Origin of the sequence: Roseburia sp. 1XD42-34 (assembly GCF_009917385.1) — a bacterium.
In the GTDB taxonomy this organism is placed as follows: domain Bacteria; phylum Bacillota; class Bacilli; order Bacillales; family Amphibacillaceae; genus Virgibacillus.
In genome coordinates, this window is record NZ_QWLJ01000012.1 from 127,773 (window position 1) to 140,836 (window position 13,064).

The 13,064-nt window shown below is 38.7% G+C and carries 11 protein-coding genes and 1 other RNA gene; 10 read left to right on the top strand and 2 right to left on the bottom strand.

Annotation, left to right across the window (positions count from 1 at the left end; genetic code table 11):
• Positions 1 to 57: 57 nt before the first annotated feature.
• The 5 genes from D1839_RS09290 to D1839_RS09310 all read left to right on the top strand — a co-directional run bounded on the left by D1839_RS09290 (position 58) and on the right by D1839_RS09310 (position 4,052).
• Positions 58 to 348, top strand: a complete 291-nt coding sequence (locus tag D1839_RS09290) for a thiamine-binding protein (RefSeq protein WP_120379615.1) — start codon at positions 58 to 60, stop codon at positions 346 to 348.
• Positions 348 to 1,112: an ABC transporter permease gene (locus tag D1839_RS09295; protein ID WP_120379616.1), complete on the top strand. Its 765-nt coding sequence runs from the start codon at positions 348 to 350 to the stop codon at positions 1,110 to 1,112. The genes D1839_RS09290 and D1839_RS09295 overlap by 1 nt, the downstream gene beginning before the upstream one ends.
• A gap of 67 nt (positions 1,113 to 1,179) precedes the next feature.
• Complete coding sequence (locus D1839_RS09300) at positions 1,180 to 1,914, top strand: ABC transporter ATP-binding protein (RefSeq protein ID WP_120379617.1); 735 nt, start codon at positions 1,180 to 1,182, stop codon at positions 1,912 to 1,914.
• A gap of 2 nt (positions 1,915 to 1,916) precedes the next feature.
• Positions 1,917 to 2,693, top strand: coding sequence for a TatD family hydrolase (locus tag D1839_RS09305; RefSeq protein ID WP_120379618.1), 777 nt, complete (start codon positions 1,917 to 1,919; stop codon positions 2,691 to 2,693).
• Positions 2,694 to 3,071: 378 nt separating this feature from the next.
• The gene (locus D1839_RS09310) at positions 3,072 to 4,052 is read left to right on the top strand and encodes a nucleoside hydrolase (protein ID WP_120379619.1); all 981 of its coding nucleotides are present in this window, start codon (positions 3,072 to 3,074) and stop codon (positions 4,050 to 4,052) included.
• A 180-nt stretch (positions 4,053 to 4,232) separates the two neighbouring features.
• On the opposite strand, the gene ptsP is transcribed toward D1839_RS09310, so the two are convergent.
• Both ptsP and D1839_RS09320 read right to left on the bottom strand, forming a co-directional pair.
• Positions 4,233 to 5,978: a phosphoenolpyruvate--protein phosphotransferase gene (gene ptsP / locus D1839_RS09315; RefSeq protein ID WP_286168706.1), complete on the bottom strand. Its 1,746-nt coding sequence runs from the start codon at positions 5,976 to 5,978 to the stop codon at positions 4,233 to 4,235.
• Between the two features lie 432 nt (positions 5,979 to 6,410).
• The gene (locus tag D1839_RS09320; protein ID WP_199690047.1) at positions 6,411 to 7,325 is read right to left on the bottom strand and encodes an alpha/beta fold hydrolase; all 915 of its coding nucleotides are present in this window, start codon (positions 7,323 to 7,325) and stop codon (positions 6,411 to 6,413) included.
• A gap of 190 nt (positions 7,326 to 7,515) precedes the next feature.
• On the opposite strand from D1839_RS09320, the gene secG reads away from it, so the two are divergent.
• From secG to ssrA, 5 genes are all read left to right on the top strand, one after another.
• A complete protein-coding gene (gene secG / locus D1839_RS09325; protein WP_120379620.1) occupies positions 7,516 to 7,749 on the top strand; it encodes a preprotein translocase subunit SecG in 234 nt (77 codons plus the stop codon).
• Positions 7,750 to 8,660: 911 nt separating this feature from the next.
• Positions 8,661 to 9,407: an alpha/beta hydrolase gene (locus tag D1839_RS09330; RefSeq protein WP_120379621.1), complete on the top strand. Its 747-nt coding sequence runs from the start codon at positions 8,661 to 8,663 to the stop codon at positions 9,405 to 9,407.
• A gap of 51 nt (positions 9,408 to 9,458) precedes the next feature.
• On the top strand, positions 9,459 to 11,627 hold the full coding sequence (gene rnr, locus D1839_RS09335) for a ribonuclease R (RefSeq protein ID WP_120379637.1): 2,169 nt from the start codon (positions 9,459 to 9,461) through the stop codon (positions 11,625 to 11,627).
• A gap of 265 nt (positions 11,628 to 11,892) precedes the next feature.
• The gene (smpB, locus tag D1839_RS09340; protein WP_050352385.1) at positions 11,893 to 12,357 is read left to right on the top strand and encodes an SsrA-binding protein SmpB; all 465 of its coding nucleotides are present in this window, start codon (positions 11,893 to 11,895) and stop codon (positions 12,355 to 12,357) included.
• Positions 12,358 to 12,466: 109 nt separating this feature from the next.
• Positions 12,467 to 12,830: a transfer-messenger RNA gene (ssrA, locus tag D1839_RS09345) on the top strand.
• Positions 12,831 to 13,064 lie beyond the last annotated feature (234 nt).

Here is a 13,064-nt window from a genome sequence, read left to right on the forward strand (position 1 = left end):
ACACATCATTTTGATTACGGATGGCTTAGATATGATTGTAGAAATGGAGGAAAAGTAATGGCTAAAGCGCTTGTAAGTATACAAATCATTCCAAAAACAAAAAACGGGGATGATGTGATTCCTTATGTGGATGAAGCAATTGCAGTTATTGACGCGTCTGGGGTTCCTTATCATGTAAGTCCTTTGGAAACAACGATGGAAGGTGAATTAGCCGACTTGCTTGCAATTGTAGAGAAAATGAACGAACGGATGGAAGAACTAGGGTGTCCAAGCGTTATTTCCCAAGTGAAAATATTTTATCAGCCATCAGGTGCTTCGATGGATAAGTTGACGGAGAAGTATCGCTGATGGTTAAGAAAATACTAAAAAGAGGATGGCGGCCAGCTTTGGCCCTCATCCTTTTGATTATGGTGTGGGAGTTAGCGAGTAAGTTGTTTTCCATTCAAGAATGGCTATTACCTGCGCCGTCATCTATCGGACAAGAGGCAATCGCAGGATGGGGAGACTACAAGCATCATCTTGGTGCAACGATTCAATTATCTATGATGGGGTTTGTTATCGGTAGCAGTGTTGGTATCATTGTCGCTGTTTGTCTGCATTTAATGTCGGTATTACGAGAAGCGTTATATCCATTGTTAATTATATCGCAAAATATCCCGATCATCATTTTAGCACCGTTACTTGTTGTTTGGTTTGGTTTTGGTATATTACCTAAAATTATTGTTATTACACTCGTATGCTTTTTTCCGATAACGATTGCCGCTTTAGATGGGTTTCGTCAGACGAGTGGAGAATTGAAGCATTATATGGAAATGGCAGGTGCGAATAAACGGCAAATCTTTTGCAAATTAGAATGGCCTCATGCACTGTCTTCTCTCTTTAGTGGATTGAAAATCGCAGCTACCTACAGTGTAATGGGAGCTGTTATTTCTGAATGGCTTGGAGCTAGTGAAGGGATGGGTTATTATATGACACTTGCTTCCTCTTCGTTTCGTACGGACCGAGTATTTGTAGCGATTTTGTTTATAGTCACATTAAGTTTACTATTTTTTACACTTCTTTCCTATGCAGAAAGAAAAGTGGTTAAGGCACCTGCTCAACAGGAAGATTAATACAATATGATGAATTTTAACTGCAAGCTAACATTTTAATTGTAATGTGTGGAAGAAGGAGAAGCATATGGGAAAATTAGAAGTACAAAACCTAATGAAATCATTTGGTAGTAATCAAGTGTTGCATCAGCTTTCTTTTTCCATTCAAGATGGAGAATTTGTTTCCATTTTAGGACCATCTGGAAGTGGGAAAAGCACGTTGTTTAATTTAATCGGTGGGATCATGAAGCCGGATAGAGGGTCTATTCACTTAAATGATCGAGATATCACGGGCTTGCGTGGGAATATTAGCTATATGCCACAAGCTCCTTCCCTTTTTCCGTGGCGGACGGTTTTGCAAAATGTTTTACTTGGAGAAGAAATTGCTCATGGAAAGGTAGATGAAGAACAAGCACGAGCAATGATTATGAAGGCGGGCTTAGAAGGATACGAAGACGCTTACCCTCATGAATTATCAGGCGGCATGAAGCAACGAGTTTCCTTTTTGCGCAGTATGAAGAGTCCGCAATCACTCTTGTGTTTGGATGAACCTTTTTCCGCTTTGGATGAATTTACGAGAGCGGAAATGCAAAAATGGTTGCTATCCATATGGGAACAGCATCGAAGGTCGATATTATTTGTCACTCATAATATCGAAGAAGCATTATTTTTATCTGACCGAATTATCGTTTTATCTCAAAAGCCGGCGGCGATAAAAAAAGAACTCGTTATTCCATTTGTAAGACCGCGGGACGAGGAATTGGTTTTAAGTAATGCATTTTTAGAATATAAAACACAGCTGTATTATGAATTGAGGGAATAAGCATGAACGAGCAAATTATCGATGCCCATATTCATTTAGATATGTATAAAAAAGGAGAACTTCAACAGATCCTTCAACAAGTGGAGTCAACTAAATTAGCTACCATGGTTGCTGTATCGAATCATTTTGCTTCTTGCCAAGTCAATTACGATTTGGCAAAGCAATCTGAAGTAGTGAAGCCTGCCTTTGGCTTTCATCCTGAGCAAGACCTTCCAAAAGAAACAGAGCTTAGAGAGCTTATCCAGTTTATCGAAATGCATCATAAGCAGGCTGTCGCCATTGGCGAAGTTGGCTTACCATACTATAAGCGACAAAATAAGCCGAATCTAGACTTGAATCCGTACATCGAGTTGTTGGAAGTATTTATACAGCTGGCTAAGCGGTTGGACTTACCAATTAGCTTACATGCAGTCTACGAGGATGCGGATATCGTATGTGATTTGTTAGAAAAGCATTCGATTCAGAAGGCACATTTTCATTGGTTCAAAGGTAGTAAGCGAACCGTCGAACGGATGGTAGCAAATGGTTATCTGATATCGATTACACCAGATATCTATTATGAACAAGAGATACAAAATCTTGTTTACATGTATCCATTAACGCATTTGATGATGGAAACAGACGGTCCGTGGTCTTTCGAAGGTCCATTTGCAGGTAAAATGACGCACCCGAAAATGATTCATCAAACGGTTAGGGAAATTGCGCATTTAAAGAAACAGCCGCTAAAAGACATTTACCAACAAATTTACACAACAACATCTCAATTTTTCTCCCTCTAAGTTTGAGTTCATCCGCAATAACCACGGATAACGTAAAAAGTCCCGCTCTAACCAGCCTATAGGGGCTAAAGTGGAAGGTGGTCTATGCCATTTTCTTATCATAAGAAAATGGCTTGTTAAAAGACTCTTTTACAACGCAAAAAAGGTGGACAAGAGATTATCTCATCGCTCTTTTCTTTGTTTTTAAATGAGAAACATGAGTATCGAGGAATAATTTTCCCAATATCCAATTGTCTTAACCAAGAATACTCGAATATATGATAGGAATACAATTCATAAAAGGGAAATAATACCATCATAGGAAAAACATTATTGTTTGGTGAATGATACTGCACTATAGCAACGGTCCTTGTCGTTTTTCTGAAGAGGGGGAGAGGGATGGGGAAAAAAGTATTGTTATTTGGAGATATAGGGATCGATGATACGATCGCACTTATGTATGCGTATTGTGATGATGTTATTGAAATCGTTGGTGTTGTGGCAGATTACGGAAATGTATCGAGAGAGAATGCTCTTTCGAGTACTGAATATGTGAAAAGTCTTTTTCCACAGCAAAAAGTGGAAAAAATTAAATTGATTGCGGGAGCGCATATACCTATGACGGGGGAAATCCCTACATATGTTCCGGAAATCCATGGCGAATATGGACTTGGACCGATTATTCCACCTAAATGCATGCATAATGGAATTAGTGATAATTTTTTCGAAGTTGTAGAGCTAATTAAGGCGTATAAAAATGAACTCATTATAGTTAATATTGGTCGGCTGACTTCATTAGCAACTTTATTTCTTTTATACAAATCATTAATGCAATCTGTTAAAGGTTATTATATTATGGGCGGAGCCTTTTGGGTACCCGGAAATATTACAGCTGTAGCAGAGGCGAATATTTACGGAGACCCTGTTGCGGCTCAGGTTGTCTTAACCAATGCCAAAAATGTAAAGATCATCCCGTTAAATGCGACGAATCAGGCAATTGTTACACCGCAAATGATTCATTATCTTGATCAAGTGGGCCAGCTACCACTTGTTAAAGAACTGCTGGATTATTATTATCACTTTTATAAGAAGCGAGATCCGGCAATTCAGGGAGCACCACTTCATGACGTAGTTACCTTAATGGCAGTGAAAAAGTCAAATTTATTCTCGTACCAGAGCTATCCAGTGTATATTGTACAAGACGCTAGCGGTGTAGCAAGAGGACAAAGTATTGCCGATATTCGCCCGTACGCTGACTTAACCCAAACAAAGGGAGAAAATATCATAGGTGGAAAGGTCCATGAAATTGCATTTAAATTAGATTACCCTAGTTTTTACCGTGATTTTATGACTGTAATGACGAAGGAAATATTTGTATGATTACCAGCTTGGGTTCTCAAGGGAAGAGTAATGGTACCCTGTTAAAAGACTCATGAAAAACAAGGGTTTAAAATATAAAACCGCAAAACATATGAGCGATCCCCTTAAGGTAGACAGATTAAACATAAAACAATTGTTTTCCTTAAGGGGAGATATCAATGCTGCGGTTTTAAGGCTTATTTATTCTGTTTGTTCTTTAATAAATTGCACAACTTCCTCGGCAGTGCTCATAGAAAGGAGTTGATCTTTATAGGAAGCTAATTTACCTTTATCAAGTTCACGGATTTGTGTACGTGCAGGTAAAATAGACGTAGCACTCATGCTGAATTCATCCAAACCTAAACCAAGCAAAATTGGAATTGCAATAGCATCCCCCGCCATTTCTCCACACATCCCTACCCATTTATCTTCACGATGTGCAGCTTCAATGACATTATTTATCAGGTTTAAAATGGCCGGGTGGTATGGCTGGTATAAGTAAGATACTTGTTCATTCATCCGGTCAGCAGCCATCGTATATTGAATGAGGTCATTTGTACCAATACTGAAAAAGTCCACTTCTTTTGCAAATTGTTTTGCAATAACAGCAGTTGATGGGATTTCTACCATAATCCCTATTTCAATATGATCTGATACTTCTTTTCCTTCTTTTAATAGTGCTTCTTTTTCATCCATAAGAATAGCTTTGGCTTGGCGGAACTCTTCTAACGTAGCGATCATTGGGAACATAATTTTTAGATTTCCATAAACGCTAGCTCGTAGTAATGCACGTAATTGTGGGCGGAACACATGCTCATTATCTAGGCAGAAACGAATAGCACGGAAACCTAGAAATGGATTTAATTCTTTAGGTAGGTCTAAATAGTTTAATTCTTTGTCCCCGCCAATATCTAAAGTACGAACAACGACCGGTTTTCCTTCCATTTGCTCGAGCACGGATTTGTATGCTGTAAATTGTTCTTCTTCTGTAGGTAACTGGCTTTTACCCATGTATAAAAACTCCGTCCGATATAAGCCGACACCTTCACCACCATTATCTAAGACGCCAATGACGTCATCTGGTGTACCGATATTTGCTGCTAGTTCTACTTGTTCTCCATCAGCTGATAATGTTGGTTCGTTTTTAAGTTTTGCCCATTCTTGCTTTTGCTTAGCAAATTCCTCTTGCTTTTTACGATATTTCTCAATTACCTCTACTGTTGGGTTAATGAGCACAACTCCTTCATTACCGTCTACAATAACCATGTCATCATTTTGGACGGTGCTAGTAACTTCCTTCGTACCAACTACTGCTGGAATTTCAAGCGATCTTGCCATAATAGCAGAGTGAGATGTACGACCGCCGATATCTGTGGCAAAACCTTTCACATAATCACGATTTAATTGCGCAGTGTCAGAAGGTGTTAAATCATTCGCAATTACGATTACTTCTTCATCAATTAATGCAGGGTCTGGGAAAGTAACACCTAATAAATGCGCTTTTACACGTTTCGTCACATCGTAAATGTCAGCAGCTCTTTCGCGCATATAGGCATTGTCCATATTTTTAAACATGTCGATAAACATAGTTGCTACTTCATCTAGTGCAGCTTCTGCGTTCATATTTTCACTATTGATTTTATCTTTCATTGGATTAATTAGTTCGGGGTCACTAAGAACTAATAAATGAGCAGAAAAAATTTCAGCGTGTTCATCGCCAATGTTTTCTTTCGTATGAGCTTTAATTTTTTCTAATTCTTGCTTAGAAATATCAAGCGCTTGATCAAGTCGTTCTATTTCTGCCTGAGGGGTAGCTGTAGTAACCTTTTCAAATGATAAGTCTGGAGATTCTAACAGATATGCCTTAGCAATAGCAATACCTGATGATGCTGCAATTCCTTGAATGTTAGCCATAATCATTTTCCAACCTTTCTTCATATCAATCATATCTATTTTAACCGCTTGTGTAAGAAGGTACAAGCAATTAAAAGGAATTTTAAAAACTTTGTCGAAAAACGCTCCAAATGAAAGCGTAATATGTTTAACATTTCCAACTCATGTATTTTTAACCTGTAAGACCCCTGCCTTAGGAGTTGGAATCTGTACAGCAACAACTTTATATGCTCTTAAGTGCCCTTATTTCATAAATGGTCTTTGGTTATACCATGACGGTACTAATAACCAACTATCGATAGGTGAATAAAAAACCTCCACTGCTTGGAGGTTCCCTTTATCCATGTATATTAGACCAAAAGTCCATGTCCATATCGAAGTGCGGTCAATGTTCTGCCACGTAGGACAGATAAACGAAGGGAAACGCAATGTAGGAAAATAAAGAGATTGTTGTTCATAAACATTTAGACATAGATAGAGAATAACCTAATGCAACGTACTATGTGTCCAATGAGTAATTGCTTCATATACCTCCTGTTTATTCACTTCATGAAGGAGCTCATGCCTACCGCTAGCAAACAGCATAGCTGTAATATTGGTTAACCCGTCATGTTTATAACATGTAGCTGTTTTCCAAACGCCTTTCCCATAATTCCCTACTGGATCATGGTCGCCACTAATGAATAATAGCGGTAAGTCGTGGCGTATTTGCTCATTCCTGTTTTTATTATGAATACTTCGTAACCCTGTAAATAAATCATAAAAAAATCGCCCTGTTGGAATAAAGCCAGTGTATGGATCTTGAATATAAGCCGCAACAGCAGTTTGCGATCGACTTAGCCATTCAAAACCAGTAGGAGAATGATCCACTTTTTTATTAAACGATCCAAACACGAGTTTATTCATTAAAATGGATTTTTCCTTAGGGGGAAGCAAGGAAGCGGCAAGTTGACCAGCTGCTAATTGAACGGTTGGAAAGTGACCAGTTCCTGAAAGAATAGCGCCAGAAATAGTATCACTGTATGTCTGTATATAGGATCGGACAAAAAAAGATCCCATGCTATGTCCGAACAAAAACAGTGGTAATGTTGGATGTGTGGATTGTATAAGCTCAGAAATTTGGCGAAGGTCACGTACTGCTTTAAAAAAGCCATCATTGTCAGCTAAGTATCCAAGCTTGCCTTGTTTTTCACCGGTTTTACCATGACCACGATGGTCGTTACCATAAACGATAAATCCTCGTGACGTTAAATAAGTGGCAAAATCATGATATCTCTCAATATGTTCCATCATACCGTGAGAAATTTGCATAACAGCTTTGGCAGGAGAAGTGGGTTCCCACTTTTTAATAAAGATATCGATGTTATCATCCGTATGGTACCAAAAAGTTTGTTGTTTCACGTATAATCGGCCTCCATTTCTTAGCTTCTATCATAATTGTAAATTTCTCCTTCGTCCACTCAAAAAGGCTTGCTATCCTTCCTGTAATTATGCTAAAGTTATACGTAAGTCTACGTATGGTATTAATTGCATACGCGTTAAAAGGTACATGAGTTGGTCGCTTATCTGTTACAGGAGGTATAATGAAGTTATGCTTGGAATTGTCAATGTATTGTTAGTAATTGATGGAATTATCATGATTATATTGGTGCTATTACAATCTGGAAAAAGTGAAGGCTTGTCAGGTGCTATTTCAGGAGGCGCTGAACAGCTGTTTGGTAAGCAAAAGGCAAGAGGGATTGACCTTATTTTACATCGGGGAACAATTGTTACAGCGGTCATATTCTTTGTATTAGCATTTTTAAGTGCATATGTTTTACAATAGATTTTACGACCCTTACTCTGCAGTTAAGCTGGTAAGGGTTTTTTTATTATTGTATATAAAATGATATGCTTTATGGATAACGAAATAACCGAGTAGCTACGTCCGGCGCATGAGCCCAGCAACGATGCGACTTTAGAAGCGCTCCCTACGATAAGGCGTCATCGGTTCGTTGCTAATAGGAAGAACGACTAAAACCAGGCTTGCCGACCAAACGTCGGCATACTCGGTTTTAGTGGCATGATTCTTTATCTTTAGTTGATTTGTTCCATTAGCTACGTTAATAAATAGGGACTTGCGCCTTTGTTCCACTATAGAATTTTTTTGGTTTATCGTATAAGAAAAACAAAGGCTATAGCCATGATTTGGCGACAAGCTAAGTTTTTCTAATAGTATATGCTAAGGTTATTGACTGTATTGGTAAGCTTCTGGGGATAAGCGAGGTGGCTTTACATAATATAGCATCATCATAGTTCAAGCGTGGTTTGTTTAGAATGAAAAAGAGCCCTATCTAGTGGAAGTGCATAAAAACCTGGTGTTGAAGACAGAAGGTTTGTTAAAAACCACTCGCTTCGATTAAAATGGATAATGCAGTATGATTTTTTTATCCCGTATATAAGGTGCTGTAGGACTCTTACTTGAGGAGTTGGATCATCTGTACTGTTACAAGTCTAAGCAGGAGATAACAGCACCTAAATCCCCTATTTTGTAAGCGCCCTTTAGGTCATACCAGTACAGTACTAACAATCAGTGGAGATTGAATGTTCAATGAAAACCGCTACTGATGGAAGATTCACTTACTATGTAAAAATATTGGATTGCTAACTAGAAATTTTGACTTCCTTATAAAAAGGCAGTTTACGCCAATGCAAAATAAGGTAAATGAAACAGAGTAGTAAAAGGAGTTGCAAATCATGAAAATAAAACAACCACAGCCATTTACGTTTGAAGCAGGACCGCGTGCGGTATTATTATTACATGGGTTTACAGGACATTCCGCGGATGTCCGTATGTTAGGAAGATATCTGGAAAAGCGGGGCTACACCAGCCACGCTCCCATTTACAGAGGACATGGGTTACCACCTGAAGCGTTAATTCAATCCACACCTGATCAATGGTGGGAAGATGTGGTGGAAGCATACCGCCATCTAAAGCGTTTAGGCTATAAAGAAATCGCTGTTTCTGGACTTTCTTTAGGCGGGGTGTTAGGTTTAAAGCTTGCGTATACGGAGCAAATGAAGGCAGTTATTCCAATGTGTTCACCAATGTTTTTTGATAATGAAACACAGCTGACAAAAGGCTTTCGCGCGTTTGCCAAAGAATATAAGCAGTTAGAACGCAAAGAAGCAGACGTCATTGAACAGGAATTGAATACGTTATTAACAAATTCGGAGCCCTTGTTTAAGCAATTGGGTGAATTTATCAATGAAGTGAAAAATGAAGTAGATACGATTTATACGCCAACCATGGTCGTTCAAGCTAGAAAAGATGAAATGATTAATACAGACAGTGCGAATTATATTTATGAAAATGTAGAAGCAGATCATAAAACGATTCATTGGTATGAGGAATCAGGACATGTCATTACAATGGGGAAGGAAAAAGAACAAGTATTTGAAGATATTTATCAGTTTCTTGAAACATTAAATTGGGAACAATGATTATAATGGATGCAAAATGAAAACAATAAAGAGAAAGAAGGTGAAGCAATAATGAAAGAAAAAATACAACAATATTTTAAGGAAAATGGTACAAAGCCACTAACGGTTCATGAAATAGAGGAAGCGTTGGAAATTAAAGATGCGACGGAATTTAAAGAACTTGTAAAAGCACTAAATGCTTTGGAGGAATCTGGAGAGCTCGTTCGGACGCGAAAAAACAGATTCGGCTTACCAGAAAAAATGAATCTTGTTCGTGGCAGAATTCAAATGCATGCGAAAGGATTTGCCTTTTTAATTCCGGATGACGAAACACTTGATGATGTTTATATTCATTATTCCGATCTTGGTTCCGCCATGAATGGGGATAAGGTGCTTGTAAGAATTGAAAAAAGAAGTGATTCGGGTAACCGCTCGGAAGGAACTGTGATTCGAATTTTAGAAAGAGCGACACTACAAGTAGTTGGCACATTTGAGAATAGTCGCTCATTTGGTTTTGTGATCGCAGATGATAAACGGATCCCCAATGACATTTTTATTCCTAAGGATTGTACAAACGGTGCGGTTAGCGGGCATAAAGTAATTGCACATATTACGAAATATCCAGAAGGAAGAAAAAGTGCAGAAGGCGAAATCATCCATATATTAGGACATAAAAATGATCCAGGTATTGATATTATTTCCATCATCTATAAGCATGGCATTAAGGTAGACTTTCCGGAAAAGGTGCTAGAACAAGCAGCCAACACGCCTGAATCAATTTATGAAAAAGAGATTCAAGGACGTAGAGATCTGCGTGAGGAAATAATCGTTACGATTGATGGTGCGGATGCAAAAGACTTAGATGATGCGGTATCTGTGAAGCGATTGGATAATGGGAACTACCTTTTAGGCGTGTATATTGCAGATGTAAGCTATTATATCGATAAAGGCAGTCCGATGGATGAGGAAGCCTTTGAAAGAGGAACGAGTGTTTACTTAGTTGACCGTGTGATCCCGATGATTCCGCATCGTTTGTCGAATGGAATTTGTTCACTTAATCCCAAGGTGGACAGATTGACATTGGGATGTGAAATGGAAATAGACGCTTCTGGCAATGTCGTGAACCACGAAATTTTCCAAAGCGTTATTCGAACAAATGAGCGAATGACGTATCATGATGTGAACCAAATCTTGGTCGAGAAGGATGAGGCATTACGAGATCGTTATAAAGAATTGGTTCCTATGTTTGAAGAGATGGAGAAATTGGCGGCCATCTTACGCCGAAAGCGAATGAATCGCGGCGCCATTGATTTTGATTTTAAAGAAGCAAAAGTGGTCGTTGATGAAAATGGCAAACCAGAAGATGTTATATTACGTGAACGCTCCGTTGCCGAACGGTTAATTGAAGAATTTATGCTGGCTGCGAATGAAACGGTAGCCGAACACTTCCATTGGATGGATGTGCCGTTTATTCATCGTATCCACCAGGACCCAGATCCAGAGAAATTACAAACATTCTTTGAATTTTTAGCAGGACTTGGCTACGTGGTGAAAGGGACGACGAATGAAGTGCATCCGCAGGCACTACAGAAGGTATTGGAAGATGTAAAAGGAAAGCCAGAAGAGATGATCGTTTCGAAGCTAATGCTTCGTTCGATGCAGCAGGCGAAATATGATCCGCAAAGTATTGGTCACTTCGGTTTAGCGACACCGTTTTATACGCATTTCACGTCACCAATACGCAGATATCCTGATTTAACGGTACACCGTTTAATTCGTACCTATTTAATTGATAAAAAAATGGATCAGCATACGTTGCAAAAATGGAAAGCGGAGATGCCGGAAATAGCCAAACAAACTTCTGCTGCCGAGCGGCGTGCGGTAGATGCCGAAAGAGAAACCGATGATCTTAAAAAAGCAGAATTTATGCAGCACAAAATCGGTGAAGAATATACTGGTGTTATTAGCTCCATTACGAATTTTGGGTTGTTCGTGGAACTGGAAAATACGATTGAAGGGCTAGTTCACGTTAGTTATCTAACAGACGATTATTATCATTATGACCAGCGTAGTCAAGCAATGATTGGTGAGCGAACTGCTAAAATGTATCGTATTGGAGAAGAAGTACAGGTTAAGGTAGTAAGTGTTAACATTGATGAACGTACCATCGATTTTTCGATCGTGTATGATGAAGAAACCAAACCTAAAAAGGTGATTAAAGCAAAAAGAATGAAAAACTAGCACATGCCGCTGTCCAGCTTTCGGGCAGCGGTTTTTTGGAGAATCAGATTGGAATAACGAGAAATCTTAGGATGTTTATTTAATATCGTAAAAATGGTTCTTCTCTAGAAAGTCTAATGGATGCAAGAAAAACTAAATCCTATTACAAATTTTTATAGTAAACAAAACCAAATTTACAAATGCAAGAAAGTGAATAGGTATGTATTGGAATATAGCTCGTTATTTGGTAGAATAAGGTGCATGTAAGAAGTAGGAGGAAGTACCGATGCCAAAAGGACAAGGAAAGGTAATTGCAACAAACAAAAAAGCATCCCATGACTATTTTATTGAGGATACGTATGAAGCAGGAATCGTTTTGCAAGGTACAGAAATCAAATCAATTCGTGCCGGAAGAGTAAATATTAAGGATGCGCATGCTCGAATTGATCGTGGCGAAGTCAAATTAATAAATTTGCATATAGCTGAATATGCACAGGGGAATCGTTTTAATCACGATCCAACTCGGACAAGAAAGCTGCTTTTGCATCGAAAAGAAATTGATAAATTAATCGGTTTAACGCAACAGCAAGGCTATGCACTCATACCGTTGAAAATCTATATTAAAAATGGTTATGCGAAGGTGCTTATAGGTTTAGGTAAGGGTAAAAAGAAATACGATAAGCGAGAAGATTTGAAGCGTAAGCAAATGAAACGAGATGTAGATAGAGCAATTAAAGATCATATGCGTTAACTGCAATAGTAGTAGATGTTGTAAAACTTGACTTTTTCTCTATGCGTGTTACAATTATAGATGGACAAAAAAGAATAATGCTCAATCTTCCGGAGCGCATCCTTTTTATGGGGACGTTACGGATTCGACAGGGATAGATTGAGCTCAGGTTGCACGTCGAGGTTACGTCTCGTAAAACGTTACGCCTAAATATAACTGGCAAAACAAACAATAACACTGCTTTAGCAGCTGCCTAAGCACTGCTGAGCGATCCTTCCTGCTATCGCCCGTGTGGCAGATTTGAAGGGTCTCAAACGAAGCGGGCTATACTATCATTCGCCGTCTGAGGATGATAGTTGAAACCAATCAGACTAGCTACTCGAAAGCCTGTCGGTAGGCTGCAGAGTAAGCGAATAATAATATACTGACTATGCGTGTAGAAGCCTGAGTGGCAATATCTCTGGACGTGGGTTCGATTCCCACCGTCTCCACCAAATACATACAAGTATTGGTGTGATAGTGTTAAAAACAGCGTGGTAAGAATCGTGGTAAGAAAATGTTTTTATCTCGTGCAAAACTACGCATTTTTAAATTCAATAACTTTTGCACTTTTGAAGTCGTCTTCCATTTGAAGAACGGCTTCTTTTTCGGTGGCTCTATACTAAATGTTGGGGTTCCCACACAATTTGCGCATAAAAAAATATACACGCAAACATCCAATTCTTTTA